Genomic DNA, 26,975 nt, shown 5'->3' with positions numbered 1-26,975 from the left:
CTCAATCCTTGAGGTTTACCACCTTGTCCGGGTTCATGATGCCGGCCGGATCGAAGGCGCGCTTGATGCGGCGCATCAGTTCCATCTCGATTTCCGGCCGGATCGACGCGAGCTCATCACGCTTCAGCTGACCGATGCCATGCTCGGCGGAAATCGAACCGCCATGGGTAAGCACCAGCCCATGCACGATATGGTTCATCTCGTGCCAGCGGGCGATGAAGGCATCCTTGTCGGCACCGACAGGCTGCGAGATGTTGTAATGGATGTTGCCGTCGCCCATATGGCCGAAGGCGCAGATGCGTGCGCCGGGCATTGCCGCCATCACGGCCTCTGCAGCCTCGTTCATGAAGTGCGGTATCTTCGAAACCGGCACGGAAACGTCGTGCTTGATCGAACCGCCCTCCGGCTTCTGGGCGTCCGACATGCTCTCGCGCATGTGCCAGAGCGCCTTCTGTTGCGCGACAGAGGAGGCGATTGCCGCGTCCTGAACAAGTCCCGCTTCGAAACCCTGCTCCAGAACAGCATTCATCATCCGCTCGGCCGTCTCGGCAGAGTCGGAGGTGGAGATGTCAACGAGCACATACCAGTCATGCGGCGTCTCCAGCGGATCGCGCACGCCATCGATATTGCGCGTGGTGATCTCGACACCGAACCGCGGCATCAGTTCGAAGCCGGTGAGAGAGGCGCCGCAGAGGCTGGAAGCGAGGTTGAAGAAGGCGAGCGCATCCTCGACTGAAGAAAGCCCTGCAAAGGCCACCTGATGGCCGAGCGGTTGCGGGAAGAGCTTCAGTACCGCGCCGGTGATGACACCGAGCGTGCCCTCCGCGCCGATGAAGAGATCGCGCAGATCATAACCCGTATTGTCCTTCTTGAGGCGGCGAAGCCCGTCCCAGATCTCTCCCGTTGGCAGCACGACTTCGAGGCCGAGGCAGAGCTGGCGCATGTTGCCGTAAGCGAGAACTGCCGTGCCGCCGGCATTGGTGGACAGGTTGCCGCCGATGCGGCAGGAGCCCTCCGAGCCGAGCGACAGCGGAAACAGGCGTCCGTGCGCCTCGGCCGCCTTCTGCACCTCGGCCAGGATCGCGCCGCCGTCGGCGACCAGCACGTTGGCGACCGGATCGACATCACGGATCTTGTTCATGCGTTCGAGCGAAAGGATGACATCGGCTTTACCCTCGCGCGGCGTCTGCCCGCCGACGAGACCGGTATTACCGGTCTGCGGCACGATGGCCGTACTGGTTTCGGTGGCAAGCTTCATGATCGCGGAGACTTCCTCGACCGTGCCGGGCTTGAGCAGGAGAGGGGAGGAGCCGTGGTAGAGGCCACGGTTTTCGATCAGGTGCGGCGCGAGATCAGCTTTGCTGCGCAGCGCATATTTCTCACCGACGATGGCGGTGAAACGTTCGATGATCTCTGGAGAAATGCTTGTGCTGCTCATGGAGCCCGGTTCCTCTTCCTCACTCGCGCGGCGCTGCCGCTCGCCGCAGCCGGTCGTTGATCGCTTCTCCAAGCCCTTCATCGGGGATCGGCGAAAAGGCGATCACGGCCGCGCCGCTGGCATCAGCCTTCTTCATGTAGTCGAAAAGATTGGCGGCCGCTTCCGAGAGATCGCCGCGCGGGCTGAGGTTCAGCGCCATCGCCGCTTGCTCGGCGCCTGCCACCCTGTCCGGACCGAAGGCAATCAACGCTTCACCGGGTTCCAGTACCGTGGCTTCGAGCCGGACGGCTGCGCCCGGCGCGTAATGCGAGGCGAGCATGCCCGGCGCTTCGATCGCCGCGGTTGCCTTCTTCGAACGCAGCAAACGCTTGCCTGCCACCCGCTCGATCTCCTTGGCCGGCAGTCCGCCGGGCCGCAGCAGTCGCAGCTCGCCATTCTCGACCTTCACGATCGTCGATTCCACGCCGACGGTACTCGCGCCAGCGTCAAGGATGAGAGGTATCTTTGCCCCGAGATCAGCCTCGACATGGGCAGCGCTTGTGGCGCTCACCTTGCCGGATGTATTGGCGCTCGGAGCCGCAAGCGGTCGCCTGAAGGCGCGGATCAGATCGCCGGTAAAACCTTTCGGTATGCGGATGCCGACGCTGTCGAGGCCCGCGGTCGCCAGCGCATGGATCGCGGTGCCGGTCCTCAGCGGCAGTACCAGCGTCAGCGGGCCGGGCCAGAAGGCTTCTGCCAGGGCGCGGGAGATCGGATCGAATTCCGCATAGGTCTCTGCCATCGCGAGATCCGCCATATGGCAGATCAGCGGATTGAAGCGTGGCCGCCCCTTGGTCTCATAGATGCGGGTGATAGCTGCCGGATTGGTGGCATCGGCGGCAAGGCCGTAAACGGTCTCGGTCGGAATGGCGATCGCAAAGCCTTCTGCAAGCGCCGCGCAGCCGGCTTCGAGTGCCGTCTGCATGTCCGCTTTGATGTCGATTATTCTTGCCATGTCCTGCCCGGTTTTATTGCGGCAGTCATTAGGCCTTCCTTGCGGCGTGATCAATCCCGCCCGAAGCTTGTGGATCAGCTGTCGGCGAACCTACAGTTGGCGGATGATCTGGCGAAGCTGCTCGTTGCGGGCGCCAAGCAGGAGGATGTTGCGGATGGCGATCTGCGGATCGTTGGTGCGGAAGAGCAGGCCGTTGCCCCGCACCGAGCGGTCGACCACCATTCTCTCCGGTGTGCTTTCACCCGGCTTGATCGCCACGGCGAAATACATGCGGGAATTCTGCACCGCGATATTGTCGAAGAAATTGTCGTTATCGCCGATGTCGGAATAGAAGTTGGCGATGTAGAAGGCCCATGCCACTTCGTCGTAGCGAGCGAATTTGGTGCGTGCGGCCGTGACGTGGCAGTAGCCGAGATGCGGGCTATCGGCCAGCGTCCGGTGGAAGATCAGCTTCGGAAACTGGATCGCGCGGTGGAAACCGTTGATGTTCTGGTGGGTCTTTTCGCCGGCGGCCTGCAGCTTGCGTGCGGTCTTTTCAGCCACTTCCTCATGGGTGAGATAGCGGCGCTCCTCCGGGAGCCAGTCTTCGCGACGGCGGCTGATGCGGCCAGTGCGCAGGAATTCAGAGTGCTTGGCGAAAAGTCGCGGTTCTGTGGGCTTGGTTTCGTCCCGCGTGTCGAAATATCGAAGTTTGGCCATGGCTTCCGCAGTCTTCGCTGTGTGGGTCATCGGCAAGAATAGGATTTCGTGCTTAACGCCCTGTTAAAATAGCGGTAAGAAGGCGCGAGAGCTGGGTTTGAGTGCGACATGTCGCAAATGCGACAGGGGTTTTATCTGCCGCATTGGATTCACTTACGTCTGAAGGGTCACGAAATGTCGCAATTGACGACAATCAAAGGCGAGTGAATATTTCTGAGGACCGCTCGACTCCCTGTCGTCAATTTCGAAGCGGATGTCGCTTTACAACCAAGCGGCCGGCATGCTCGGTGCTTAAATAACGCCATGACCAGTTCTCCGGAGGGAGAAGGAAGCGGCACGCTTCCGCTGCCGTGCTCGAAAAGAGTAGCAGCCACATGCACGAGGATAGGCAGATGGATATTCGCAGCAACGTTTTGCGCCAGCTCAAGAGCCGCCGCGAGGGTTTCAGTCTCGAACAGCCCTTCTACATTGACGAGGATTATTTCCGTCTGGACATGGAGATGATCTATTATCGCGACTGGCTGTTCATCGGCCATGATTGCGAACTGCCGAAGCCGGGCGCCTACTTTACCGTCCAGATCGGCGAGTATCCCGTCGTCATCGTGCGCGGACGCGACAATGTCATTCGTGCCTTCCACAATAGCTGTCGCCATCGCGGCTCGCGCGTCTGCACCAAGGAGCACGGCTCGTCGGTACGCCTCGTCTGCCCTTATCACCAGTGGACCTACGATCTCGACGGCAAGCTCGCCTTCGCGCGCCATATGGGCGATGATTTCGACAAGAGCGGCTACGGGCTGAAACCGGTCCATTGCGAAATCGTCGCCGGTTACGTCTTCATCTGCCTCGCCAATGTCGCGCCGGACTTCCAGGCCGTGCGCGACAAGGTCGAGCCCTATATGGCGCCCCACCACATCAGCGAGGCCAAGATCGCCTTCCAGAGCACCATCATCGAGAAGGGCAACTGGAAGCTGGTCTGGGAGAATAACCGCGAGTGCTATCACTGCGCTGCAAACCATCCCGAGCTCTGCCGCACCTATCCGGAAGCGCCGAGTGTGACCGGCACTGATGGCGGCGCCGACGATCCCGAGATTGCCGGCCACTGGGCGCGCTGCGAGGCCGCCGGTCTGCCGAGCAAGTTCCAGATCTCGCCGGACGGGCAGTTCCGCACCGCCCGCATGCCGCTGATCGAGGATGCCGAAAGCTATACCATGTCCGGCAGGCCCGCCGTCAAACGCCTGCTCTCCGACGACGTGAAGATCAGCCACATCGGCACCATGCTGCTCTTCCACTATCCGACGACCTGGAACCATCTGCTCGGCGACCACGCCATCTCCTTCCGCGTGCTGCCGCTCAGCGCCAACGAGACGGCGGTGACGACCAAATGGATCGTTCACAAGGATGCTGTCGAAGGTGTTGATTATAACCTCGAGGAATTGACGCACGTCTGGACCGAAACCAACGACCAGGATCGCCGCATCGTCGAAGAGAATGCTTTCGGCATCCGTTCGCCGGCCTATGAGCCCGGTCCTTATTCGCAGGTCCACGAGGGCGGTGTCATGCAGTTCCTCGAATGGTATTCGAACTTCATGATCAACCGTCTGCAGGGCGATCAGGCCAAGCTCTCGGTCGTTGCCTGAAGGCGTTCGTCACCGGTTAATGTCCAGTTCATTTCGCCTCCGGTAAAGATGGAGTGTGGGTGCCGTTTTCGGGTCTTTCGGGAACAATTCTCCGTTTTGTCCGTTGTCCGGCTGGCTTTTTTCGCTCTTGATCGGAGACATGCAATGTTTGGGCTGAGTAAGAGGGTCGCGACTGCGGTTATGGCCGCCGCTGTCGTTGCGACGAGCTTCGTGCCGTCGCAGGCAATCCAGATGCCGGCCGTCCCGCAGGTGGAAAAATCTTCGCCTGTCGAAAACGTCCAATACCGCCGTTACTATCGCCCAGGTTACTATCCAGGTTATCGCCCCGGCTACTATCCGGGCTACCGCCCCGCCTATCGCTCTGGCTGGTACGGCGGCTATCGCGGCTATTCCTATTATCGTCCGGGCTACCGTCACTATAACGGCTACTGGTACCCGCTGGCAGCCTTCGGTGCCGGTGCCGTCATCGGCGGCGCTATCGCCGCGCAGCCGCGCTACTATGCGCCCGCGCCGGCTCCCTCGGGCATCAATCCGAGCCATGTCGCCTGGTGCGAAAACCGCTACCGTTCCTACAGGGCCTACGACAATACGTTCCAGCCCTATAACGGTCCACGCCAGCAGTGCTACTCGCCCTACTACTGAGGCGAAACCAGAGATCGAGATAGAACGCCCGGCCATCGAGCCGGGCGTTTTCGTTCAGAGAATATCCACCCGCTTCAATAGCCACCAGGCCAGAGCGATGGAGGCGATGATGAGCGCCACGGCATATTCCGTACCGTAGTCTCCGACGGCGAAGGGTAGGTTGGCCGTGTTCATGCCGAAGAAGCCGGTCACCAGTGTCGGCGGCAAGAGGAATGCCGTCATGATCGACAGGATGTAGAGGTGGCGGTTCGTCTCCGAGGAGAGCTTGGAGTCGATTTCTTCATGCAGCAGCCTTGCCCGGTCCTGCAGCGCATAGACATCGTGGTCGACTGTCTCCAGCCGGCTCGTCAGTCGTCCGGCAATATCGTCGAAACCGAAGGGCATTTCATCTTCGTCGGAGGCTGCCGCTCGTCGCATCAGCGCGAGGACCGTGCGCAGATGACGATGCAGGCGCACGATCGTGCGGCGGACGGGAGCAAGCCTGCGGCGTTCGTCACGCGGCGCGTTGTCGTAGACGAAGTCCTCGATCAGGTTGAGCTCTTCGGTGAGTTCCATGACGACGGAGATCAGCGTGCGCTGGAACTCTGTCACAAGCAGTTCGAAGAGGTCGACGGGACGGGCGAACTTGCCGGGATTCTTCTCGATCATCACACGTGTCCGCTCCACGCTTCTCAGCGGCTGCAGGCGCGTGGTGATGATGAAACGGTCGGAGATGGCGAAATGCAGCCAGCCGAGATCGGCCGTGTCCTGATCGAATTCGCGCTGGCAGTCCACCAGCGTGCCGTAGAGCATCTGTTCGTCGACAGTCAGGACCGCGTGCGTGTCGCGCGTGGTCAGCGCCGACTTGGCGTCTTCCATCACGCCGAGCGTGTCGAGCAGGGCGGGCACCCGGGCATCGGCGAGGTTGAGATGCAGCCAATAGAAACCGTCGTCCGCGGTCAGCTCAGCGGCCGTCGCGCTGTTTTGCAGCCGCGCCCCCTTCTTGCTTTCCGGCGAGAAGCGGTAGGCCCATACGAGGCCGGGTATATTGACGGGCAAGGTATCCATTATTGCCGATCCTCTCGCGAAAGCGATCAATCCTACTAAAGCATGTCGCGCAAAACTGTATAGCGGTTTGCGATAACGACATGCGTCAAAACAAAGGCCTGAAGCGTGGCAGCGGATCTGAAAGATCGCGACACGCTTAGAGATTCTCCATGACGTTTGTTTGTGCAAGTGCACAAGCGAAAAGGCGCGCTCGATCAAGGTTAGTGACGGAAACCAAATTGACGTTTACGTAAAAATCAATTAGCTCTTCGAATGGAGGCGCTTGTGTACCGGCTTTGCCGTGCGTGAGCTGAATGCGGAGGAAAATAAGATGTATAAGGCGCCTGTCGAGGAAATCGCGTTCACGCTGAAGCATGTCGCCGGCATGGCTGAGGCGATCGACGACGGTCTTCTGGGCGATCTTGGCGAAGATCTCGTCGATGCCATTCTTGCCGAGGCGGGACGATTTGCCACGGAGGAAATCGCCCCTCTCGCCGATATCGGAGACCGCCAGGGCGCCCGGCTTGTCGACGGCGCGGTGAAAACGCCGGACGGCTGGCGCGACCTCTACCGCAATTGGGCCGCAGGCGGCTGGAACGGCCTGACCGCGCCGGAGGGCTTCGGTGGCCAGGCTTTGCCGCACATGCTGAATGTCGCGGCGCTCGAAATGTGGAACTCCGGCTCTATGGCTTTCGCGCTCTGCCCGACGCTCACCATGGGGGCCGTCGAGGCGTTGAATGTGCATGGCAGTGCCGCTCTCAAGGAAAAGTATCTGGCGCGCATGGTGTCGGGCGAATGGACCGGCACGATGAACCTCACGGAACCCCATGCCGGTTCCGATCTCGGCGTGCTGAAGGCGCGCGCCGAACGTCGTGAGGATGGAAGCTACCGCATCTTCGGCCAGAAGATCTTCATCACCTGGGGCGAGCATGACGCGGCTGACAATATCGTCCATCTCGTGTTGGCCCGCCTACCGGATGCGCCGGCCGGTACACGCGGCATCTCGCTCTTCCTCGTGCCGAAATTCCTCGTTAACGACGATGGCTCGCTCGGCGTCCGCAACGATCTTCACTGCCATTCGCTGGAGCACAAGCTCGGCATTCACGGTTCGCCCACCTGCACCATGATCTATGGCGACGGCAGGTTCGGCGACGAGAAGGGGGCGATCGGCTGGCTGATCGGCAAGGAGAACAAAGGTCTCGCCTGCATGTTCACGATGATGAATAACGCCCGCCTCGCTGTCGGCATGCAGGGTGTCGCGATCTGCGAAGCGGCGACGCAGAAGGCGATTGCCTATGCCAAGGAGCGCACGCAGGGCAAAGCGCCAGGCTGGAGCGGCTCCGGCATGAGCCCGATCATCGACCATCCCGATGTCATCAGGATGCTGCTCACCATGAAGGCCCTGACACAGGGCTCGCGCGCCATCGCCTATGCCTGCGCCCACGCTATCGATATGGCGCACCGCGCCACCGAGCGTCGAGAGCATTGGCAGGAGCGCGCTGCGCTCCTTACGCCGATTGCCAAATCCTTCGCGACGGATGCCGGCGTCGATGTCGCCTCCCTCGGCATCCAGGTCCACGGTGGCATGGGTTTCATCGAGGAGACAGGTGCCGCCCGCTATTTGCGTGATGCCCGCATCGCCCCGATCTATGAAGGCACGAACGGTATTCAGGCGATTGATCTCGTCACCCGCAAGCTACCTTTGTCTGATGGCAAGCAGGTCAGGGGCTTCATTGCCGAGCTGAAGGCGATCGCTGAGGCTGTCCGCAGTTCAAATTTCGACGGTTTCGGCACGACGGCCAACAGGCTGGAGGAGGCACTCGCCGATTTGGAAAACGCGACAGATTGGCAGCTTGCTCGCCTCGCCGAGGGTAAATTGGCGGAGGCCCTGTCGGGCGCGACACCCTATCAACGTCTATTCGGCCTTGCGCTCACCGGCTGCTATCTCGCCAAGGGCGGCCTTGCCCGCGCCGAGGGCGGGGCAGGCGAGAGCCGCATCGCGCTTTGCCGCTTCGCCGCTGAAAACCTTTTGTCCGAAACGGCGGCGCTGAAAGACCGTGTCGTCAACGGTGCTGATAGCCTTGCCGCTGCCCGCGCCGTGCTTGCCTAGGAAGACTGAAAATGAGCGATCCCATCATCATCGAACGGTCTGCAGGTCATCCGGCCGTCCAGCTCATCCGTTTCAACCGGCCGGAAAAGAAGAATGCCTTCACCCGGGCCATGTATCGCACTATGGCCGACGCGCTGAATGCCGCCAATGCCGATACCGATATCCGGGTGACGGTCTTTCTCGGCACCGAAGGCTGCTTCTCGGCCGGCAATGATATCAGCGATTTTCTCGCAGTGGCCATGGGCGGCAGCATGGGCCAGGAGCTGATCGATTTTCTCTATGCACTCGTCAATGCCGAAAAGCCGCTCGTCTCGGGCGTCGATGGCCTAGCAATCGGCATCGGCACGACGCTCAACCTGCATTGCGACCTGACTGTTGCTTCCGACCGCAGCCATTTCCGCACGCCTTTTGTCGATCTGGCGCTGGTGCCGGAGGCGGGCTCTAGCCTGATCGTCCCGCGCATTATGGGCCATCAGCGCGCCTTCGCCATGCTTGTTGCCGGCGAGGCCTTTACGGCTGAGGATGCGAAGGAAGCCGGCTTGATCTGGAAGGTGACGACGCCGGAAGATGTGGAAAGCCAGACGATCGCTGCGGCCGCAAAGCTTGCCGCCAAACCGCCGGAAGCGTTGAAGATCGCTCGCGATCTCGTTCGCTGCCCGCGGGAGGAGATCATCGCGCGCATCGATGAAGAGGCCCGCCACTTCGCCGCCCGCATGAGAAGTGATGAGGCGCGTGCTGCCTTCGAGGCTTTCATGCACCGCTGAGCCCCTAAAAATCAGTGGTTATTGTCAGATGCGAATTTAAAGCCTCTCTTAAACATAGTCTAACTAATGAATGGAGGATGGTTCCCCCGAGCTGTCCGGGCGCGTGACGTGTTTCGTACGACCCCCCTTGTGCGAATTCATCCAACGTCTATCGCCCGTTCGCAGCGCGCTTAACCCCCGCGCTGCGAAACTATTGGGCGACGTGCATCCCAGCCGCGCACTCCTCCATCTTGATTAGTTAGGTATTTGCCAAACTATTTATTGACTCTCGCCATCTCATATCTATAGTTAGGTACATGCCTAACCAATCGCATGCACTCGATTTGATGTTTCAGGCGCTGGCAGACCCAGCCCGACGCAGCATGGTGGATCGGCTCTGCAAAGGCCCCGCCTCGGTGAAGGAATTGGCTGAGCCATTGTCCATGGCGCTGCCTTCCGTTCTCCAGCATCTGCAGATGCTGGAAGCGAGTGGTCTTGTGCGATCGGAAAAGAACGGCCGCGTGCGCACCTGCCGGATCGAGCCGCTGGCGCTGCGCTCCGCCGAAGCCTGGATCAATGAGCGTCGCACCCTCTGGGAGCATCGCCTCGACAAACTGGGCGCATATCTCGAAGCCAATCCGGAAATGCCTGACAAACCTGAGAAGCAGAACGAAAAGGAGTAAGACCATGCAGGAAGAGTACAGCACCCTTCATTCCACCTTCTCCATCGAGCGCACCTATGACGTGCCGGCTCCACGCGTTTTTGCCGCCTGGTCCGATCCGAAGGCGCGCCTGCAGTGGGAGGCGATCGGCGAGGATTTCACCACCACCTATACCGAAAATGATTTCCGCGTCGGCGGCCGTGATATCAGCCGGTTCAACTTCGGCAAGATTGACGAATATGTCGCCGATGCGCGTTACGAAGACATCGTCAGGGATCGCCGCATCGTCTACGCCTATACGATGTCGCACAATGAGCGGCGCATCTCCTCGTCACTGACGACCATCAGCCTGACGCCGGTTGCCGAAGGCACGCATGTTGTCGTCACTGAGCAGATCACCATTCTCGACGGCGGCGATAAGGTGGAATATCGCCAGGCCGGCATCGCCGGACAACTCGACCAGCTGGGCCGTTATCTTGCCGGCGAAAAGGTCGGCTGACGGCTGCTTATTTCTCCAACGTCGCGACGATCTCAACATGCGAGGTCCAGAGGAACTGGTCGATGGGCGTGACCGATGTAATTCGGTAGCCCCCCTCGACGAGGATGGCGAGGTCGCGGGCAAGCGTCAGCGGATTGCAGCTCACCGCCACGACCTTCTTGACGATCGAGCGCGCCAGTTCCTTGCACTGGAACTCCGCGCCTGCACGGGGGGGATCGAAGACGACGGCGTCGAAGACTTTGAGCTCCGAGGTCATCAGCGGGCGGCGGAAGAGATCGCGCTTTTCGACGGTCACCGGCTTCAGGCCCTGCGTATTGCGCGCCGCGTAGTCGAGTGCCGCAATCGCCTTGCCGTCGCCTTCAACGGCATGCACGCGGCCGAGACGGGCAAGCTGCAGCGAAAAGGTACCGGCGCCGGCAAAGAGATCGGCGATCCGCTTGGCCTTGCCGACATGCGCAAGCACCAGCTTTGCCATCGCCTCTTCTGCAGGCTTCGTCGCCTGTGTGAAGCCGCCGGCAGGCGGATAGACCTGGATACCGCCGAACTCGACGACCGGCTTGGCCGGCTCGATCAGGATTTCACCATCAAGCGAGACGCGGGCAATGCCGCGGAGGCCGAGTATGACCTCGACCGCCTTGCGACGTTGCTGGTCGGACAGCTTCTTGACGCCCTCTACCGCGAGATCGAGGCCGGAGAGCGTTTCGAGAACCGCGATGCGGAAGGCATCCGCATTGGTCGCGACTGCCGCCCCGACAGCCTTGATTGCCGGCAGCCGGGAAATGATCCCCGCCGACGAGATGGGACATTCCTCGATGGCGACGATGTGATGGCTTTCGGCCTGGTTGAATCCAACAAGCATATCCTTCTCGGTCTTGCGTGCAGCAAAGACCACCCGCCGCCGCTCGCCCGGATGGGCGGCGACGATCTCGCCGACCTCAGGCGTCAGCCCTTTGGACTTCAGTGCATCGATGACGAGCTGCCGCTTGAAGGCGCGGTAGGGCACATCTGCCATATGCTGCAGTGTGCAACCGCCGCAGGTGCCGTTGACGCCGTCTGGTCCGAAATGCCGGCAGGGCGGCTCCTGCCGGTCGGCGGAGGCCGAGGCGATCGACATGACCGTGCCCTGGCTCTTGACGCGGGCGATCGCTACCGTCTCTCCCGGCAGCGTGAAGGGCACATAGACAGGTCCGTCCTTGCCGTTGGCGATACCGTCGCCCTGTGCGCCGAGCCTGTCGATGGTGATGGTTTCCGTGCTCACGCTTTTGTCCCTGCCAATAGAAATTCCTGATTGCCGTCTCCGCCCGAAATAGGCGAGGGGATGAGCCCGAAACTCTTCCAGCCCATGTCTTCAGTGAACCATCGCTCGAGTTCTGCCGCCACGGCAGGCCCGGAAGTCGGATCCTTGAGCAGCCCGCCCTTGCCGATCGCCTCGCGCCCCGCCTCGAATTGCGGCTTGACGAGGATCGCGGCAAGCGCTCCCAGCTCCGCAATATCGAGCGCCGGAGCAAGCGCCAGCTTGAGCGAGATGAACGAGACGTCGGAGACGATGAACTCCACGGGCTGGCCGATATCCTCAGCCGTCAGATTGCGGGCGTTCAGCCCCTCGACATTTGTCACGCGCGGATTGCCCGATATGCGCGGATGCATTTGCCCGTGGCCGACATCAACAGCCGTTACATGCGCAGCGCCCCGCTCCAGCAGCACTTCCGTGAAGCCGCCGGTCGAAGCGCCGACATCGAGACAGTGCCGTCCTGCCGGGTCGAGCCCGAAGTGGTCGAGTGCGGCCACCAGCTTCAATGCCGCGCGCGAAACATAATCCTGCGCCGGGTCGTCGATCTCGATTGTCGCATCGGCGCCGAAGACGGCGCCGGCCTTCGTCACCACCTTGCCGGCGACCTTCACCGTGCCACGCGCCACGGCGTCTCGCGCCCGCGAGCGGCTCGCAAAGAGGCCGAGGGTGACGAGAAGCTGGTCGAGGCGCTGGCTGTTTTGATCTGACATCGGCTGTGAATGACCGTCAAAGCTGCCGGTTGCAAGCATTTTGTTGTTATCGCGGGCGCGCCGGTGCGGGCTCACATCGCCGGAACCGCAATAAACTAAACCGGCCTGTGCTGCGACGCACCATATTTAAACAATTTTAAATCCTGCCCGCATAGGTTCCCTTTGATTGCAGCGGCTCGCTTTTGAATCGCTTCGTGCCATGAAGGCTCCCGCGTCCTCCCCGCCGATCATGTCCCTCATCAAGAAGTCTTGTGGCTGCGCATTTGCGTAGTCGCCCCTTGTCGCGCCTGATGTCGCCAGGAGAAATTGACCGATGTTCGCTCGAAACATATCCCTGAATGGTAAGCTTGCGGCCACTTTCGCAGCACTCATCCTTATTTTCGTATCCGTTTCCGCTTTCGTTTATTCCAAGGCAACGACGTCGGCGAGCGCTTCCGCCGAACAGGAAAAATCCGAGCTTCTCGTCAACCAGATCGATGACGCGCTGCAGGCCATGCTTGAGCAGGCCGTTAACCTGCGCGGCTTCATCCTCTTCCGCAGCGACAGCACCTATGGCGATATTTTTGCCAACCGCGAGCGCATGCTGAAGGCGATTGCCGCTGCAAAGCAGACCGCCGTTTCCCAGCCTGAGCTCGTCTCAATGATCGACGACATGCAGAAGGCTGCAGACCTTTATTTCCACGAGCTCGCCGAGCCGCAAGCCAAGGCCCGCAAGGAAACAGAAACGCCGATCGCAGAGGTCGTCAAGATCGGTGTCAACGCCACCAAGGGCCAGCTCGACGGCTTCCGCGCCGCTTCCGCCAAGATCAAGTCTCTCGCCCGAGACAAGTCCATTGCACTCGCCGCGGCTCAGGCGGACGCCAACAGCGATCTCAAGACGACGCTTCTGGCCGGCGGCATTGCCGCAGCGCTTGCCGCTGCCGGCCTCGCCTGGGCCCTGTCGCGCACCATCGTCCGCCCGATCGTCGGCATGACCGCCGCCATGGATCGTCTCGCCGGCGGTGACCACAATATCGAAGTTCCGGCAACCGGACGCCAGGACGAAGTCGGCCGCATGGCCCAGTCCGTTCTGGTCTTCAAGGATGCTGCCATCGAAAAGCAGCAGCTTGCCGGCGAAACCGACCGTATGCGCGGCGAAGCCGAGCGTCAGCGTCAGGTCAGCGACGAGCAGAAGGCCCGCGAAGAAGGCGAAATCCGCTTCGCCGTCGAAGCTCTGGCCGGCGGCCTTGCAGGTCTTGCCAATGGCGATATCGCAGCCCGCATCCACACCGCCTTCGCGCCGCAATATGACAGCCTGCGCAGCGACTTCAACAATGCCGTCGAAAAGCTGCAGGCCGCCCTGCAGTCGGTCGGCCGCAATGCTTCGGCCATCAATGCCGGCGCCGGTGAAATCCGCTCCGCCGCAGACGATCTTGCCAAGCGCACCGAACAGCAGGCCGCTGCCGTCGAAGAGACCGCAGCCGCTCTCGAAGAAGTCACGACCACGGTCCGCGACTCTGCCAAGCGCGCCGAAGATGTCGGCAAGCTCGTCGAGCGCACCCGCCTTGGTGCTGAAAAGTCCGGCGAAGTCGTCCGCAAGGCGGTTTCGGCCATGCAGCAGATCGAAAAGTCCTCTGGCGAGATCTCCAACATCATCGGCGTCATCGATGACATCGCCTTCCAGACGAACCTGCTCGCTCTGAACGCCGGCGTCGAAGCCGCACGCGCCGGTGAAGCCGGCAAGGGCTTCGCGGTTGTCGCACAGGAAGTGCGCGAACTGGCCCAGCGTTCGGCAAACGCCGCCAAGGAAATCAAGGCGCTGATCAACACGTCGGGCGAACAGGTCAACTCCGGCGTCGGCCTCGTCGGCGAAACCGGCAAGGCGCTGGAAGCGATCGTTGCCGAAGTCCAGGAAATCAACCACCACGTCGGCGCGATCGTCACGGCGACCCGCGAACAGTCGATCGGCCTGCAGGAGATCAACACCGCCGTCAACAACATGGACCAGGGCACCCAGCAGAACGCCGCCATGGTCGAAGAGCAGACGGCCGCCAGCCACGCGCTCGCCCAGGAAGCCTCCGCCCTCGACGACCTGCTGCGTCAGTTCAAGCTCGGCGCCCAGGCTGCCGCTCCGCTCCAGCGGACCGCTGCCGCAACCCCCACATCCCGCCCGGTCGCCTCTCCGGCCCGCGCGCTCGCCGGCAAGGTTAACAGGGCCTTCGGCGGCAAGCAGGCAACGGCAGCTGCTGCCGTCGTCCAGGAAGACTGGACCGAGTTCTGAGAGCGATCTCTTCGGAAATGAAAAAGAAAGGGCGGCATTCGGTGCCGCCCTTTCTTTTTGCTCTACCTCTCTGTTTTCACGCAATTCCGGACGCAAAACCGCTGCACACTTTTGCTGGAATTGCTCTAACCAGCCGCTGCGCGCAGCCGCTCGATATCCCGCCGTGGCGGGATACTATGCACGCGGACATAATCGCGACTGAACTGCGAAGGACTGTCATAGCCAACACGGAAACCCGCCTCGGCCGCGCTCAGCCCCTCCGTCACCATCAGCCGCCGCGCCTCCTGCAGACGAAGCTGGGTCCGGAACTGCAGCGGGCTCATCGCCATGACAGTCTTGAAATGCTCGTAGAAGGATGAGGCGCTCATGCCCGCCACCGAAGCCAGATGCTCGATGGCAAAGGGCTCGCTGAAATTCTTCCGCACGAAATCGATCGCTCGGCCGATCTGGTTGAGCCTGCTCTCGCCGTTGGCGATCTGCCGCAACAGCGCGCCCTGCGGCCCGCGGATGAGCCGGTAGAGAATTTCCCGCTCGATCAGTGGCGCCAGAACCTCTGCATCCTCGGGTGTGTCGAGCAGGCGCAACAGGCGCACGGCCGCGTCGATTAGTTCCGGCGTCGTGGCACTGACGCCGGCCGCCGCACTTTCCGGCAGACGCCCCTCTACGGCCGGCAGCATTTCGGCAAGCGTGCCGCGGTCGAGCTGCAGCCGAAGGCACAAGTATGGCCGGTTGGCGCTCGCCTCGACGACGGCGCCGATGACGGGCAGGTCGACACCGACGACGAGATAATGCGCCGCATCATAGACATGCGCGATCTCGCCGATCACGGCCCGCTTGCGCCCCTGCGCCACGATGCAGAGCGAAGGTTCATAGAGCGTATGGATTGGCTCGGTATGCGCGGAGGATCGTATGATGCCGACCCTCGGCAGCGCCGTGTCGAAATTTCCATCCGTCTCGGTATGGCGATCAATCAGATCTGCAAGTTCGGCAATCTTTTCCATGAAAGCAGCATGAACCCTCCTGCCGCAAATGCCAAGAACCAGAAGCTGCTTTCGGAAGATCGTGCAAGAAATCCGGAAAAGCTTGCTATCGGTTTCCGCCCTTCAAGCCCAACCTCATGCGCATGGATCGGCAGCGTCCGGCTGCGGTCCCGATTGAAGCATGAGGAAAAGAACATGACGGGTATAAAGGGCAAGACAGTTCTCATCACTGGCGCCAGCAGCGGCATCGGTGCCGGCACCGCACGCGAACTGGGTGCTGCCGGCGCCAAGCTGATGATCGGCGCGCGCCGCACCGATCGGCTGGAAGAGCTGGCAAAGGAAATCCGCGCTGGTGGCGGCACGGTCGAGTTCCGCGCGCTCGACGTTACCGACCGGGCCGATACCGAGGCCTTCGCCAAGGCGGCAGTCGAGGCTTTCGGCGGCATCGATGTTCTCGTCAACAATGCCGGCATCATGCCGCTGTCGCTGATGTCCTCGCTCAAGGTCGAGGAATGGGACCGCATGATCGACGTCAATATCAAGGGCGTGCTCTACGGCATCGCCGCCATACTGCCGATCATGAATGCACAGGAGCGCGGCCAGATCATCAACGTCTCCTCGGTCGGCGGCTTGGCGGTTGTACCGACGGCTGCCGTCTACTGCGCCACGAAATATGCAGTGCGCGCAATCTCCGATGGCCTGCGTCAGGAAAACAAGAAGCTTCGCGTCACCTGCATCTATCCCGGCGTCGTCGAATCCGAACTCGCCGAGACTATCACCGAACCTTTTTCGGCCGAAGCCATGGTCGCCTTCCGCGAGATCGCCCTGAAGCCCGATGCCATTGCCCGGGCGATCCGTTTCGCCATCGAGCAGCCCGAGGATGTCGATGTCAACGACATCACCGTCCGCCCGACGGCGAGCGTGGGACTGTGACCATGCGGACACGCGGGGCTCTCGCCGGGGCAGTGCTTTCGCTTGCCGCCTCATCCGCGCTTTCAGAGGAAACGAAAATGCAGAACCATCCCTATCTCGGCCCCTACCTCGGAATGTGGATTACCGGTGACGGCCATATCCGGCAGGAACTGCTGCCGAACGGCCGTTATGACGAGGCGAGGGGTACACGAAAGAGTGCCTATCAGGGTCGCTATGAAGTGACCGGCGATCATATCGAATATTGGGACGATACCGGTTTTACCGCCGATGGTGATTTCATCGACGGCGTGCTGCATCACGGCGGAATGATCTTCTACCGTGATGGCAAAAAGCCCGAGTGAGAAAAGCCCGTCGGCGTGCTGCCTTAACCGGCCACGCCGACGGCAACACCACGTCCGAGCGCGTTGAACACAGTCGAGACGATGCCGGCACGGTCGAGACCGGCATGGGCGATCATCGCTTCCGGCTTAGCCTGTTCCATCCAGATATCGGGCATAACCAGCGAGCGTACCTTCAGACCACGGTCGAGAAGACCATCCATCGCCATGAACTGCATGACCTGGCTGCCGAAGCCGCCGACGGAGCCTTCTTCCACGGTGATGAGGATCTCGTGGTGGCGCGCAAGCTGGCGGATCAGGGCGTGGTCGAGCGGCTTTGCAAAGCGTGCATCGGCAACCGTCGTCGAGAGACCCGCGGCATCGAGGTCTTCGGCGGCCAGCAGACAGTCGGCAAGCCGCGTCCCGAAGGAAAGAAGCGCAACCTTCGTGCCTTCCTTGACGATGCGCCCCTTGCCGATCTCAAGGATCTGGCCGCGCTCTGGCATGTCGACACCGACACCTTCGCCGCGCGGATAGCGGAACGAGATCGGACCGGCATCATAGGCAACGGCAGTGCGCACCATATGCTTCAGCTCCGCCTCATCCGATGCTGCCATGACGACGAAGCCGGGCAGGGTGGCGAGGAATGCCGTGTCGAAGGAGCCGGCATGCGTCGGTCCATCGGCGCCGACGAAACCGGCACGGTCGATCGGGAAGCGCACGGGCAGGCCCTGGATCGCCACGTCATGCACGACCTGGTCATAGGCGCGCTGCAGGAAGGTGGAATAGAGTGCTGCGAAAGGCTTGAAGCCTTCGGCGGCAAGGCCGGCGGCGAAGGTCACGGCATGCTGTTCGGCAATGCCGACATCGAAATAGCGTGATGGGAAGATCTCGGCGAATTTGTCGAGGCCTGTGCCGCTCGGCATGGCGGCGGTGATGCCGACGACACGGTCGTCGAGCGTTGCTTCCTGGACCAGCGTCTCGGCGAAGACATTGGTATAGCTCGGTGCATTCGGCTTCACCTTCGCCTGCGTGCCGGTGATGACATCGAACTTGTTGACGCCATGATATTTGTCGGCTGCAGCTTCCGCCGGCGCATAGCCCTTGCCCTTCTGGGTCACGACGTGAATCAGCACCGGGCCGTTGGCATTGTCGCGCACGTTGCGCAGCACGGGCAGAAGGTGATCGAAGGAATGACCGTCGATCGGCCCGATATGATAAAAGCCCATCTCCTCGAACATCGTCCCGCCGGTCACATAGCCACGGGCATGCTCGACGGCGCGGGTGATCGCCCGGTCGATGTTCTTGCCGAGATAGGCCGTCAGTTTCTTACCGAAGTCACGGAAGCCCATATAGGTGCGCCCGGAGGCAAGGCGGGCGAGATAGGCGCTCATCGCCCCGGTCGGCGGGGCGATCGACATGTCGTTGTCGTTGAGGATGACGATCAGGCGGGCATCGAGCGCGCCGGCATTGTTCAGCGCCTCATAGGCCATGCCGGCCGACAGCGCCCCGTCGCCAATGACGGCGATCACGCGGCGGTCCGTCCTGTCGATATCGGCAGCAACAGCCATGCCGAGGCCGGCGGAAATCGAGGTTGAGGAATGTGCAGCACCAAAGGGGTCGTATTCGCTTTCGGCCCGGCGCGTGAAGCCCGAGAGACCGTTTTCCTGGCGCAGCGTGCGAATGCGGTCGCGGCGCCCGGTCAGGATCTTGTGCGGATAACATTGATGGCCGACATCGAAAATCAGCCGGTCGTCAGGCGTGTTGAAGACGTTGTGGATGGCGATCGTCAGCTCCACCACGCCGAGACCTGCGCCGAGATGCCCGCCGGTGCGGGAGACGGCATCGATCATTTCGTCCCTGACTTCGCGTGCAAGCTGCGGCAGATCGCGATCCTCGAGCTTGCGCAGGTCGGCAGGATAGGTGACCTGATCGAGCAGCGGGGTCTTCGGGGATTGTGTCACGGGCGGGCGCTCTTCTTTGACTGATCGGCTTTGCTTTATTCGATTGAATTGCGGCAAAACAACTACATTTGCATAACCGCAAGTTTTTCACCTTAGAGCACTTCAGCCCTCCGGCAAAGGCACGAATTCCTCTTCATCGCCGGGAACGATATCGAAGCGGCCGGTGCGCCATTCCTCCTTGGCCTTCTCGATCCGCTCCTTCGAGGAGGACACGAAATTCCACCATATGTAGCGCTTGGAATTCAGCGCGGCGCCGCCGAACAGCATCAGATGACAGCCCTCAGTCCCAGCTTCGAGTGTGATCGCATCGCCGGGCCGGAAGACAAGAAGCTGGTCTGCCGCAAACCTGTCACCGGCAATGACGACCTCGCCTGACAGCACATAGACGGCACGTTCCTCATGAGCCGCGCCGAAGGGAAATTTTGCACCCGGCTGTAAGTCGAGATCGACATAAAGCGTATCGGTAAACACCTTCACCGGCGAGGTGAGCCCCTCGAACGAGCCGATGACGACGCGCCCACGCACGCCGTTGGTCTCGATCAGAGGCATCTCTCCCTTTTCGGTATGGACGAAGGAGGGGTCGATCTCCTCCTTGTCGTCAGGCAGTGCCAGCCACGTTTGCAGTCCGGACATCAGAAGCGGATGGCCGCGCAGATTGTCCGGCGTGCGCTCCGAATGCACGATGCCGCGTCCGGCCGTCATCAGGTTGATATCGCCGGGGCGGATCACCTTTTCCGTGCCGAGGCTGTCGAGATGGCGGATTTCGCCATCGAAGAGATAGGTGACCGTCGAAAGGCCGATATGCGGATGCGGCTTCACATCCAGCGCCTCGTCCGGCTTTAGGATCGCCGGCCCCATGCGGTCGAAGAAGATGAACGGCCCGACAAGCCGGCGCTGGCGCGTTGGCAGGGCGCGGCGCACCTGGAAGCCGCCGATATCGCTGGTGCGCGGAATGATCAGGTTCTCGATCGCATCACAGGCGAAAGCATCGCCGGGCAGGGGATCTTTACCGGGGAAGAAGGACATGGCGCACTCCAATCACAAAGACTTCTGCCACAGATAGCGCCTGCGGGCCTGGGGCGAAAGGGTCTGTTTCCGAGATCGTCGGGAAGCCGTCAGATTGCCGTAAAACCATTGTCGACGAAAAGATGGGCGCCGTTGACGAACACCGATTCATCGCTGGCGAGATAGAGCGCGGCGCGGGCGACATCCTCGGGTTCGCCGATCCGGCCCTGCTGAGCGGCAATGGCCGCGTCGGACACATCGACGCCATGCGCCTGCAATTCCTTCACTTCGCGCAGGCCATGCGGCGTGCGGATGAAACCGGGGCAGACGGCATTGCAGCGGATATTGCGGTCGCGGAATTCCACGGCAATGGCGCGTGCGAACATATGCACCGCGCCCTTGGTCGTATCGTAGAGCACTTCCATAGGCGTTGCCGCAACCGCCGAGATCGAGGAGGTGCAGACGATCGAGCCGCCGCCGGCTTCGATCATCTTCGGCAACACCGCCTTGGTCATCAGGAACATGGAGCGCACGTTGACTGCGTGCAGCCAGTCCCATTCCTGCAGCGTGGTTTCCAGGAAAGGCTTGATGACGATCGTGCCGGCATGATTGAAAAGCACGGTGACCGGCCCATACCGCTCTTCGACGCCGGCAACGGCGGCATTGACTGCCGCCTCTTCGGAAACATCGGCCGTCCAGTAATCGGCTTCGCCGCCGGCTGCGCGGATCTCGTTGACGGTTTGCGCTGCCGCCTCGCCATTGCGGTCGATGATGGCGACACGCGCACCCTCGGCCGCAAAGAGCTTTGAGGCGGCACCGCCCATACCGGTCGCACCACCCGAGATAATGGCAACCTTGCCCTTCAATCTGTCCGTCATCTTGCTGTTCCCTTGATGTTTATCGCGGGATCATAGATCGGTTGGAAGCGGGTCGCCAAGCGTCTTGAAAGGGAGTTTCGGTAAGCGCTTCAGGCGCCGTCGAGCGGCTCGACGCCCTGCGGCTTGCCGGCGCGGTCGAGACGGATCTTCTCGATACGGTTTTCGGCGGCAGAAAGCAGCGTTTCGCAATGCTTCTTCAGCGCTTCGCCGCGCTCGTAAATCTCGATGGATTCATCCAGCGCCACGTCGCCGCGTTCTAGCCGGGCAACGATGCTTTCGAGTTCGGCAACCGCCTTTTCGAAGGAAAGACCGGAAACCTCCGGCTTGGCGCTGTCAGTCATTCTCAACCCTTCATCATTCTGAGGATATGCATGCCCGCCGACTCGGCGAGTCCTTCAAGATCATACCCGCCTTCCAGCAGGCTGACGACCCGGTTATTGGCGCTGCGGTCGGCAACCTCCAGAAGACGTCCCGTCGCCCAGTCGAAATCCTCGCCGGTCAGGTTGATCTGCGCCAGCGGATCGCGGTGATGGGCGTCAAATCCGGCAGAGATAATGATGAGATCGGGCCGGAAATCGTTGAGTGCCGGCAGCACGCGCGATTTGAACGCCTCGCGGAAATGATCGCTGCCGACATTGGGCGAAAGCGGCGCGTTGACGATCGTGCCATGCGCGCCGGTTTCGTCCTTGGCGCCGGTGCCGGGATAAAGCGGCATCTGATGGGTGGAGCAGAAAAGCACGGAGGGATCGTCCCAGAAAATATCCTGCGTGCCATTGCCGTGATGCACATCCCAGTCGACGATGGCGACGCGCTCGGCGCCGTGAGCCTTCTGCGCATGGCGGGCAGCGATCGCCGCGTTGTTGAAGAAGCAGAAGCCCATCGCTGTCATCTTTTCGGCATGGTGACCCGGCGGGCGCGCCGCGACGAACACATTGTCGGCCTTGCCGCGGAACACGTCGTCGACGGCGGCCATCGCCCCGCCGATCCCGGTCAGTGCGGCCTGCAGGCTCTTCTGGCTGGCATAGGTATCGGCTTCGAGCTGGTTGATCTTGTCTTCCTCTTCCGGGATCTGCCGCATGACAGCGATCAGATGTTCTTCCGGATGGGCAAGCAGCACGGCGTCTTCATTCGCCTGCGGCGCTTCCTTTCGGTCCAGCCGCTCGAAATTCGGATGCTCCAGCGCGACATTGAGCGCGCGGATACGGTCGGAGCGCTCGGGATGGCCTGACGGCGTCACGTGCTCGAGAAAGATGGGATGTTCGTAAAGACGGGTGCTCATGCCGGCACTCTATCGGTCGCAAATGTCATGATCCACAGCAGATGGAGCGCTGTGCGTCGATTTCAACAAGCCACGTCGTCGCGGTTAACGCTCAGAATCCTCCGTTTACGCTATTTTAATTGTTTCGTTTACTTCGACGGACCCCATGCTAGGGTCGAGCTGATAACCTGCAAGGCAGACCTGTAAATGAGTAAGACGAACCGCCCGGACGTGGTGGAATTGCGCATACCGTTTCGTGATGTGGATATGAACGGCCAGATGTTTCTGGCCTCCTATATTTCCTATGCCGAATCCGTACTTGCCGGTTTCTGGTCATTGAGACCTGATGTGGAGGACGAGCCTGCCTATACTCCCGCCAAAGTGTCCTGCATCCTTCATCGGCCATTGCACTATCACGAAGCAGTGACCTTCACCGCTGCCGTCGACAAGATCGGTGTGCGCTCCATCGGCTTTCTCATCGCCGCCGAGATTGACGATGAGCGTGCCGCCGAGGTCGAAATCACCTGGCAGGCACGCAGCCGCGACGACGGCTCGCCAGTATCGCTTCCCGAAGAGACGCGCGACTGGCTCTATGGCTTCCTGGATTAAGCGCGAATCCGCAAGAGTGGATAGCCGGCCATGACGGCCCGGCCGACGAGCGCTGCGACGAAGGCCTTTATGACGTCACCTGGGATGAATGCCATGCTGCCCACAAAGGTCTGCTTCAGGCCGATATTTGCTGCAAGGGCCAGATAGGCGATCCCGAAGGCGTAAAGCACGACGATGCCGCCGATCATGGCGGCAAGGAAGAAGCTTACCGTCTGGACGAGGCCGGACTGATCGCCGTGAACCAGCCGTTCACTGAGGAAGCCCGTCACAAAAGCGGCAAAGACCCAACCGAACAGGAAGCCGGAGGTTGGGGCCACGAAAGCGGCAAACCCGCCGCGGCCACCCGAAAGCACCGGCAGCCCGATGGCTACGAGCACCAGTACGATCAGCACGGCAATCGCGGCGCGTCTTGCGCCAAGCACGACGCCTGCCATCATGACGCCGAGCGATTGCGCGGTGATCGGCACTGGGATGAAGCCGAGATAGATGGGCGGCAACAGGCCGAGAGCCACGATGATCGCGGCGAAAAGAGCGGCAAGAACGAGGTCGCGCGTGCTCATCGTGATCTCCAATTCATCAATCGTTAACTGACATGCCGCCGAATGCCGCGCGCGTCAATCGCCGCGGCAATGTTATCCGCATCCCTGAGCGTTAAAATGATGAGCGGGGTAAGGATCGTCACCGGTCGCACCTTCAGTCCACGCGCCGCATGCGCTTCGCTGATCGCATGGTAGCGGGCGATGATTTCGGGCACGAAGCGCAGCACGAGACCGACCGCCAGCCCAATGTCGTCGGCCTTCACCCAGCCGGTCCGTTCCAGCGGCTGTGCAAGCGCCGTTATCTCATCCATGAATTGCGTGATTGTCGTCGTTGCGGTCACTGCGGCAGCAAACAGCATCAGCGCCGTCAGTCGGAGCAGCGTCGCAAGCGCCACGTGCCACGGACTGACGATGAGGGTGAAGAGCGCTACGATCACGATCGTCAGCACGATTGGCCGCAGCCGGACAGCCGATTCCTTAAGCGACAAGCCGATGCTGCGATAGGTCAGCGCCGTCAGCAATGTGACGACGGCAAGCAGCGGAAGATTGTCGCCGAGGAACAACACGAAACCGAGCAGGAAGAGGGAAAAGATCTTTACCCGCGGCGAAAGCCGGTGCAGGGCGCTGTTGCCTTCGACATAAAGCGACTGCATCAGACGGCAAGCTCCCTGTAGCGGGCAATCGCTTCGGCTGCCGGCGCATCGGCCTCCAGCCTGCCCTCATGGAACAGGAGCACCCGCTCGAAGCCTGATATCAGCTCGAGATCATGGGTAATGACGACAACATTTTCTTCGAGCCCGTCTATGGTCTTCTGCACCAATGCGCGGTTGCGTAGGTCAAGCTGATTGGTCGGCTCGTCGAGGATCAGGATATTGGGACCGGTTGCCAGCACCGAGCAAAGTGCCGCGATCTGCAACTCGCCGCCCGAAAGCTCATGCGCACGGCGGGTGGCTAGTTCCTCGGCGTTGAAGCGTGCCAGCACCAGCTCGACCTTTCGATCGATCTCCGCCTTGCTAAAGCCGCGGCCCTTCAGTCCGAAAGCGATGTCGTCCTTGACGATCGGCAGGATGATCTGGTTCTGCGGCGACTGGAAGATGAAGCCGACATCGGCAAGCGCCGTCTTCTCCTCAAGTGTGTCGCGCCCGTTGACCAGGACCTTGCCGGTGGTGGGTTTCATGAGCCCGTTGATCATCCGCGCGAAGGTCGTCTTGCCCGAGCCGTTGAGCCCGATGACGCCGAGACGGTTTTCGGAGAGAGACAGTGTCAGTGGCTCGACCGCGATCCTTGCTCCGAAACTGGCGCCCGCGCTCTCGAAACGAATATCCAACTATGGTCCCCTTGTTTGAATTCCTGCTTCTATAAGGCGGTGACGACGCGATAAAGGATCAAAATCAAATCGGCTCGAATATGGTATCGGGTAGCTAGGAAGATTTTCCGCGCTATGATGGCGGCATGACGAATCTGCTCTCCAATTCTGATGCCCGCCGTGTCTTTCTCGCCAAGCAGGGGCTGAGCGCGCCTCCGAACCGCGCATTGACCAAGGCCGGCCTGCTAGACCTCATTCACGACCTCGGCTTCGTGCAGGTGGACAGCATCCAGACGGTGGAACGCGCCCATCATCAGATCCTCTTTTCCCGCAACCAGACATACCGGCGCGAACACCTGGCCGCGCTTCTGGAAAAGGATGGCGTGCTCTTCGAACACTGGACGCATGATGCCTCCATCCTGCCGAGCGCCTTCTTTAAATACTGGAAACACAAATTCCGCGACGAGGAACTGGCAATCGTCGAGCGCTGGCGCAAATGGCGCGGCGAGGGCTTCGAAGCTTCCTTCGAGGAGACCTATGATCGGGTGGTCAAGGATGGGGCGATCCTGGCGCGCGACATGAAGGCGGATGGCCACGTTTCCGGCGGCTGGTGGAACTGGCACCCCAACAAGACGGCGCTCGAATATTTCTGGCGCACCGGCAAATTCGCCATCGCCGGACGCTCCAATTTCCAGAAGATCTATGATCTCGTCGAGCGCGTCATTCCCGCCGAATTCCATGAGCCTGAGGTCAGCCGCGAGGATTTCGTGGATTGGGCTTGCCGAAGCGCACTTGCCCGTTTGGGCTTTGCCACCCATGGCGAAATCGCCGCCTTCTGGGATCTGCTGTCGCCGGATGAAGCGAAAGCCTGGGTAACCGAACACCGGGACGAATTGATTGAGGTGCTGATCGAACCGACCCTCGGCGGCAAGCCGCGATCCTCATGGGCCTTTGCCGATTTCCTCGCCACCACAGACACTTACCCAGAGCCGCCGCCACGAATCCGGGTGCTCAGCCCATTTGATCCGATGATCCGCGACAGAAACCGGACAGAGCGCCTCTTCGGCTTTTTCTATCGTATCGAGATCTTCGTGCCGGAGCCGAAGCGGGAATACGGCTATTACGTTTTCCCGCTCCTGGAAGGCGACAGGCTCATCGGCCGTATCGACATGAAGGCGGACAGGAAGAAGGGCACGCTGGACGTCAAGCGCCTATGGCTCGAGCCGCGTGTGAAGGCATCAGCGGGGCGGCTGGAAAAGCTGGAAGCCGAGCTGGAGCGTTTAGCGCGCTTCGCCAGCGTGGAGAACGTCGTCTATCTGGACGGCTGGAAAGGGTAATCCCTTCTCCCCGACGGGAGAAGGGATAATTAGTCAGCAGATTTCCGTCTTGGAAATCTTGATCCCAAATCCTTCGAGACCGACATAGTGCCGCTCGCGGCTGGTCATCAGCTTGATCGAGCTGACACCGAGATCCCTAAGGATCTGTGCGCCGAGGCCGATTTCCAGCCATTCGCTGTCGCGCGTCTGCGCTTCGGCATGGGCCTCGCGGCCTTGGCCGCGCGCCTTGCGGCCATTGTCGTAATGGCCGACTCCGACCGAGCCTTCACGCAGATAGACGATGATCCCGCGGCCCTCTTCAGCGATTTTCTGCATGTAGAAGTCGACAGGCTTCCGCTTGCCGAACAGATCGTCGGCAACGTTTTCCGGATGCAGGCGCACCGGAATATCGACACCGTCCCTGATGTCGCCGAAGACAACGGCGAGATGCTGCATCGGATCCCAGGGCAGGGCGTAGGTATGCGCCTTGGCCTTGCCGAATGGCGTCTCGATATCGAAGCTCGAGCCGAGCTCGATCAGCGTTTCCTTGCGCTGGCGATAGGCGATGAGGTCGGCAACCGACAGAAGCTTTAGCCCGTGCTGTTCAGCGAAATCCACGACCTGCGGGCCGCGCGTCACCGTGCCGTCGTCATTCACGAGTTCGGAGATGACCCCGATCGGCGGCAGGCCGGCAAGCTTGCAGAGATCGACCGCCGCTTCTGTATGACCCGAACGCATCAGGACGCCGCCTTCGCGGGAGACCAGCGGAAAGATGTGGCCGGGACGGACGAAATCCGAAGCGCCGACATTCGGGTTTGCAAGGTTGCGCACCGTCAGCGTGCGGTCGTCGGCGGAAATGCCCGTTGTCGTACCGTGCTTGAAGTCGACGGAAACGGTGAAGGCGGTCGTATGGGCGGAATCGTTTTCCGCCACCATGGCGTTGAGGTTCAGCCGCTTGGCCTCTTCCTTCGGCATGGGCGCGCAGACGATGCCTGACGTGTGGCGCACGATGAAGGCCATCTTTTCGGGCGTCGCATGCACGGCGGCAACGATCAGGTCACCCTCGTTTTCACGATCATTGTCATCCATGACGACGACGATCTCGCCGGCTTCGAAAGCCCTGATGGCATCAACAACGCGCTTCTGATCATAAGGCATG

General features: G+C 61.1%; 27 protein-coding genes. 11 read left to right on the top strand and 16 right to left on the bottom strand.

From position 1 onward, the window contains the following. Window position 1 precedes the first annotated feature (1 nt). From AC1DM5_RS20975 to AC1DM5_RS20965, 3 genes are all read right to left on the bottom strand, one after another. Entirely contained in the window at window positions 2-1,438 is a 1,437-nt protein-coding gene (locus AC1DM5_RS20975) for an FAD-binding oxidoreductase (protein WP_477823697.1), read from the bottom strand. Window positions 1,439-1,457: 19 nt separating this feature from the next. Beyond that, window positions 1,458-2,432 carry an L-threonylcarbamoyladenylate synthase gene (locus AC1DM5_RS20970; RefSeq protein ID WP_477823696.1) on the bottom strand — a complete coding sequence of 325 codons (975 nt, stop codon included), beginning with the start codon at window positions 2,430-2,432 and terminating at the stop codon, window positions 1,458-1,460. Window positions 2,433-2,522: 90 nt separating this feature from the next. Further along, on the bottom strand, window positions 2,523-3,131 hold the full coding sequence (locus AC1DM5_RS20965) for a DUF6656 family protein (protein ID WP_477823695.1): 609 nt from the start codon (window positions 3,129-3,131) through the stop codon (window positions 2,523-2,525). A 392-nt stretch (window positions 3,132-3,523) separates the two neighbouring features. Here AC1DM5_RS20965 and AC1DM5_RS20960 point away from each other — a divergent pair, with 392 nt between their 5' ends. Together AC1DM5_RS20960 and AC1DM5_RS20955 are read left to right on the top strand one after the other, a co-directional pair. After that, entirely contained in the window at window positions 3,524-4,768 is a 1,245-nt protein-coding gene (locus AC1DM5_RS20960) for an aromatic ring-hydroxylating oxygenase subunit alpha (RefSeq protein WP_477823694.1), read from the top strand. 144 nt (window positions 4,769-4,912) lie between these two features. Continuing rightward, window positions 4,913-5,410, top strand: a complete 498-nt coding sequence (locus tag AC1DM5_RS20955; RefSeq protein ID WP_477823693.1) for a BA14K family protein — start codon at window positions 4,913-4,915, stop codon at window positions 5,408-5,410. A gap of 54 nt (window positions 5,411-5,464) precedes the next feature. On the opposite strand, the gene AC1DM5_RS20950 is transcribed toward AC1DM5_RS20955, so the two are convergent. Continuing rightward, window positions 5,465-6,457, bottom strand: coding sequence for a transporter (locus AC1DM5_RS20950; RefSeq protein WP_477823692.1), 993 nt, complete (start codon window positions 6,455-6,457; stop codon window positions 5,465-5,467). A 310-nt stretch (window positions 6,458-6,767) separates the two neighbouring features. Here AC1DM5_RS20950 and AC1DM5_RS20945 point away from each other — a divergent pair, with 310 nt between their 5' ends. The 4 genes from AC1DM5_RS20945 (at window position 6,768) to AC1DM5_RS20930 (ending at window position 10,450) form a co-directional block, all read left to right on the top strand. Next, window positions 6,768-8,546: an acyl-CoA dehydrogenase gene (locus tag AC1DM5_RS20945; RefSeq protein ID WP_477823691.1), complete on the top strand. Its 1,779-nt coding sequence runs from the start codon at window positions 6,768-6,770 to the stop codon at window positions 8,544-8,546. 11 nt (window positions 8,547-8,557) lie between these two features. After that, window positions 8,558-9,310, top strand: a complete 753-nt coding sequence (locus AC1DM5_RS20940) for a crotonase/enoyl-CoA hydratase family protein (RefSeq protein ID WP_477823690.1) — start codon at window positions 8,558-8,560, stop codon at window positions 9,308-9,310. 296 nt (window positions 9,311-9,606) lie between these two features. Continuing rightward, on the top strand, window positions 9,607-9,972 hold the full coding sequence (locus tag AC1DM5_RS20935) for an ArsR/SmtB family transcription factor (protein ID WP_477823689.1): 366 nt from the start codon (window positions 9,607-9,609) through the stop codon (window positions 9,970-9,972). A gap of 4 nt (window positions 9,973-9,976) precedes the next feature. Beyond that, window positions 9,977-10,450, top strand: coding sequence for an SRPBCC family protein (locus tag AC1DM5_RS20930; RefSeq protein WP_477823688.1), 474 nt, complete (start codon window positions 9,977-9,979; stop codon window positions 10,448-10,450). A 7-nt stretch (window positions 10,451-10,457) separates the two neighbouring features. On the opposite strand, the gene AC1DM5_RS20925 is transcribed toward AC1DM5_RS20930, so the two are convergent. Beyond that, entirely contained in the window at window positions 10,458-11,708 is a 1,251-nt protein-coding gene (locus AC1DM5_RS20925; RefSeq protein ID WP_477823687.1) for a class I SAM-dependent RNA methyltransferase, read from the bottom strand. Beyond that, window positions 11,705-12,451, bottom strand: a complete 747-nt coding sequence (locus AC1DM5_RS20920) for a TlyA family RNA methyltransferase (protein ID WP_477823686.1) — start codon at window positions 12,449-12,451, stop codon at window positions 11,705-11,707. The genes AC1DM5_RS20925 and AC1DM5_RS20920 overlap by 4 nt, the downstream gene beginning before the upstream one ends. Window positions 12,452-12,764: 313 nt before the next feature. Here AC1DM5_RS20920 and AC1DM5_RS20915 point away from each other — a divergent pair, with 313 nt between their 5' ends. After that, a complete protein-coding gene (locus AC1DM5_RS20915) occupies window positions 12,765-14,711 on the top strand; it encodes a methyl-accepting chemotaxis protein (protein WP_477975519.1) in 1,947 nt (648 codons plus the stop codon). Window positions 14,712-14,836: 125 nt separating this feature from the next. On the opposite strand, the gene AC1DM5_RS20910 is transcribed toward AC1DM5_RS20915, so the two are convergent. After that, window positions 14,837-15,712: an AraC family transcriptional regulator gene (locus tag AC1DM5_RS20910; RefSeq protein ID WP_477975517.1), complete on the bottom strand. Its 876-nt coding sequence runs from the start codon at window positions 15,710-15,712 to the stop codon at window positions 14,837-14,839. Window positions 15,713-15,886: 174 nt separating this feature from the next. Between AC1DM5_RS20910 and AC1DM5_RS20905 the strand changes: the two genes are divergently transcribed. Beyond that, window positions 15,887-16,624, top strand: coding sequence for an SDR family oxidoreductase (locus AC1DM5_RS20905; RefSeq protein ID WP_477821906.1), 738 nt, complete (start codon window positions 15,887-15,889; stop codon window positions 16,622-16,624). A gap of 2 nt (window positions 16,625-16,626) precedes the next feature. After that, complete coding sequence (locus AC1DM5_RS20900; RefSeq protein ID WP_477821905.1) at window positions 16,627-16,965, top strand: Atu4866 domain-containing protein; 339 nt, start codon at window positions 16,627-16,629, stop codon at window positions 16,963-16,965. Window positions 16,966-16,988: 23 nt separating this feature from the next. On the opposite strand, the gene dxs is transcribed toward AC1DM5_RS20900, so the two are convergent. The 5 genes from dxs to AC1DM5_RS20875 all read right to left on the bottom strand — a co-directional run bounded on the left by dxs (window position 16,989) and on the right by AC1DM5_RS20875 (window position 22,067). Continuing rightward, window positions 16,989-18,905, bottom strand: coding sequence for a 1-deoxy-D-xylulose-5-phosphate synthase (gene dxs / locus AC1DM5_RS20895; protein WP_477821904.1), 1,917 nt, complete (start codon window positions 18,903-18,905; stop codon window positions 16,989-16,991). A 102-nt stretch (window positions 18,906-19,007) separates the two neighbouring features. Further along, window positions 19,008-19,931 (bottom strand): pirin family protein, encoded by a 924-nt coding sequence (locus AC1DM5_RS20890; RefSeq protein WP_477975515.1) that lies wholly within the window; start codon window positions 19,929-19,931, stop codon window positions 19,008-19,010. Window positions 19,932-20,020: 89 nt separating this feature from the next. Next, window positions 20,021-20,788: an SDR family NAD(P)-dependent oxidoreductase gene (locus AC1DM5_RS20885; protein WP_477821902.1), complete on the bottom strand. Its 768-nt coding sequence runs from the start codon at window positions 20,786-20,788 to the stop codon at window positions 20,021-20,023. 89 nt (window positions 20,789-20,877) lie between these two features. Beyond that, window positions 20,878-21,129: an exodeoxyribonuclease VII small subunit gene (locus tag AC1DM5_RS20880; protein WP_003545921.1), complete on the bottom strand. Its 252-nt coding sequence runs from the start codon at window positions 21,127-21,129 to the stop codon at window positions 20,878-20,880. 2 nt (window positions 21,130-21,131) lie between these two features. Next, the gene (locus tag AC1DM5_RS20875) at window positions 21,132-22,067 is read right to left on the bottom strand and encodes a histone deacetylase family protein (RefSeq protein ID WP_477821901.1); all 936 of its coding nucleotides are present in this window, start codon (window positions 22,065-22,067) and stop codon (window positions 21,132-21,134) included. A 186-nt stretch (window positions 22,068-22,253) separates the two neighbouring features. Here AC1DM5_RS20875 and AC1DM5_RS20870 point away from each other — a divergent pair, with 186 nt between their 5' ends. Next, window positions 22,254-22,655 (top strand): acyl-CoA thioesterase, encoded by a 402-nt coding sequence (locus tag AC1DM5_RS20870; RefSeq protein WP_477821900.1) that lies wholly within the window; start codon window positions 22,254-22,256, stop codon window positions 22,653-22,655. Here the strand turns inward: AC1DM5_RS20870 and AC1DM5_RS20865 are convergent. Genes AC1DM5_RS20865 through AC1DM5_RS20855 form a run of 3 tightly spaced genes read right to left on the bottom strand, consistent with a single transcriptional unit; the run spans window position 22,652 to window position 24,521 of the window. Next, window positions 22,652-23,215: a biotin transporter BioY gene (locus AC1DM5_RS20865; protein ID WP_477821899.1), complete on the bottom strand. Its 564-nt coding sequence runs from the start codon at window positions 23,213-23,215 to the stop codon at window positions 22,652-22,654. The genes AC1DM5_RS20870 and AC1DM5_RS20865 overlap by 4 nt on opposite strands. Before the next feature lie 23 nt (window positions 23,216-23,238). Then, window positions 23,239-23,847 carry a CbiQ family ECF transporter T component gene (locus tag AC1DM5_RS20860; protein ID WP_477821898.1) on the bottom strand — a complete coding sequence of 203 codons (609 nt, stop codon included), beginning with the start codon at window positions 23,845-23,847 and terminating at the stop codon, window positions 23,239-23,241. Then, window positions 23,847-24,521, bottom strand: coding sequence for an energy-coupling factor ABC transporter ATP-binding protein (locus AC1DM5_RS20855; protein WP_477821897.1), 675 nt, complete (start codon window positions 24,519-24,521; stop codon window positions 23,847-23,849). The genes AC1DM5_RS20860 and AC1DM5_RS20855 overlap by 1 nt, the downstream gene beginning before the upstream one ends. A 125-nt stretch (window positions 24,522-24,646) precedes the next feature. Between AC1DM5_RS20855 and AC1DM5_RS20850 the strand changes: the two genes are divergently transcribed. Next, window positions 24,647-25,837: a winged helix-turn-helix domain-containing protein gene (locus tag AC1DM5_RS20850; RefSeq protein ID WP_477821896.1), complete on the top strand. Its 1,191-nt coding sequence runs from the start codon at window positions 24,647-24,649 to the stop codon at window positions 25,835-25,837. A 33-nt stretch (window positions 25,838-25,870) separates the two neighbouring features. Here AC1DM5_RS20850 and ribB read toward each other — a convergent pair whose 3' ends face one another. Beyond that, window positions 25,871-26,974: a 3,4-dihydroxy-2-butanone-4-phosphate synthase gene (ribB, locus tag AC1DM5_RS20845; protein ID WP_439014251.1), complete on the bottom strand. Its 1,104-nt coding sequence runs from the start codon at window positions 26,972-26,974 to the stop codon at window positions 25,871-25,873. Window position 26,975: the final 1 nt, after the last annotated feature.

This window comes from Rhizobium sp. 01T437 (assembly GCF_056398505.1).
This window is presented reverse-complemented; position numbering and strand designations above follow the sequence as displayed.

Bases quoted from the DNA above. Each gene is read 5' to 3' on its own strand.
- AC1DM5_RS20970 (WP_477823696.1), bottom strand. From the start codon at position 2,432: ATGGCAAGAATAATCGACATCAAAGCGGACATGCAGACGGCACTCGAA.
- AC1DM5_RS20950 (WP_477823692.1), bottom strand. From the start codon at position 6,457: ATGGATACCTTGCCCGTCAATATACCCGGCCTCGTATGGGCCTACCGC.
- AC1DM5_RS20930 (WP_477823688.1), top strand. From the start codon at position 9,977: ATGCAGGAAGAGTACAGCACCCTTCATTCCACCTTCTCCATCGAGCGC.
- AC1DM5_RS20870 (WP_477821900.1), top strand. From the start codon at position 22,254: ATGAGTAAGACGAACCGCCCGGACGTGGTGGAATTGCGCATACCGTTT.
- AC1DM5_RS20910 (WP_477975517.1), bottom strand. From the start codon at position 15,712: ATGGAAAAGATTGCCGAACTTGCAGATCTGATTGATCGCCATACCGAG.
- ribB (WP_439014251.1), bottom strand. From the start codon at position 26,974: ATGCCTTATGATCAGAAGCGCGTTGTTGATGCCATCAGGGCTTTCGAA.
- AC1DM5_RS20875 (WP_477821901.1), bottom strand. From the start codon at position 22,067: ATGAGCACCCGTCTTTACGAACATCCCATCTTTCTCGAGCACGTGACG.
- AC1DM5_RS20915 (WP_477975519.1), top strand. From the start codon at position 12,765: ATGTTCGCTCGAAACATATCCCTGAATGGTAAGCTTGCGGCCACTTTC.
- AC1DM5_RS20865 (WP_477821899.1), bottom strand. From the start codon at position 23,215: ATGAGCACGCGCGACCTCGTTCTTGCCGCTCTTTTCGCCGCGATCATC.
- AC1DM5_RS20920 (WP_477823686.1), bottom strand. From the start codon at position 12,451: ATGTCAGATCAAAACAGCCAGCGCCTCGACCAGCTTCTCGTCACCCTC.
- AC1DM5_RS20940 (WP_477823690.1), top strand. From the start codon at position 8,558: ATGAGCGATCCCATCATCATCGAACGGTCTGCAGGTCATCCGGCCGTC.
- AC1DM5_RS20900 (WP_477821905.1), top strand. From the start codon at position 16,627: ATGCGGACACGCGGGGCTCTCGCCGGGGCAGTGCTTTCGCTTGCCGCC.
- AC1DM5_RS20965 (WP_477823695.1), bottom strand. From the start codon at position 3,131: ATGGCCAAACTTCGATATTTCGACACGCGGGACGAAACCAAGCCCACA.
- AC1DM5_RS20860 (WP_477821898.1), bottom strand. From the start codon at position 23,847: ATGCAGTCGCTTTATGTCGAAGGCAACAGCGCCCTGCACCGGCTTTCG.
- AC1DM5_RS20885 (WP_477821902.1), bottom strand. From the start codon at position 20,788: ATGACGGACAGATTGAAGGGCAAGGTTGCCATTATCTCGGGTGGTGCG.
- AC1DM5_RS20880 (WP_003545921.1), bottom strand. From the start codon at position 21,129: ATGACTGACAGCGCCAAGCCGGAGGTTTCCGGTCTTTCCTTCGAAAAG.
- AC1DM5_RS20975 (WP_477823697.1), bottom strand. From the start codon at position 1,438: ATGAGCAGCACAAGCATTTCTCCAGAGATCATCGAACGTTTCACCGCC.
- AC1DM5_RS20945 (WP_477823691.1), top strand. From the start codon at position 6,768: ATGTATAAGGCGCCTGTCGAGGAAATCGCGTTCACGCTGAAGCATGTC.
- AC1DM5_RS20955 (WP_477823693.1), top strand. From the start codon at position 4,913: ATGTTTGGGCTGAGTAAGAGGGTCGCGACTGCGGTTATGGCCGCCGCT.
- AC1DM5_RS20850 (WP_477821896.1), top strand. From the start codon at position 24,647: ATGACGAATCTGCTCTCCAATTCTGATGCCCGCCGTGTCTTTCTCGCC.
- AC1DM5_RS20890 (WP_477975515.1), bottom strand. From the start codon at position 19,931: ATGTCCTTCTTCCCCGGTAAAGATCCCCTGCCCGGCGATGCTTTCGCC.
- AC1DM5_RS20935 (WP_477823689.1), top strand. From the start codon at position 9,607: ATGCCTAACCAATCGCATGCACTCGATTTGATGTTTCAGGCGCTGGCA.
- AC1DM5_RS20905 (WP_477821906.1), top strand. From the start codon at position 15,887: ATGACGGGTATAAAGGGCAAGACAGTTCTCATCACTGGCGCCAGCAGC.
- AC1DM5_RS20960 (WP_477823694.1), top strand. From the start codon at position 3,524: ATGGATATTCGCAGCAACGTTTTGCGCCAGCTCAAGAGCCGCCGCGAG.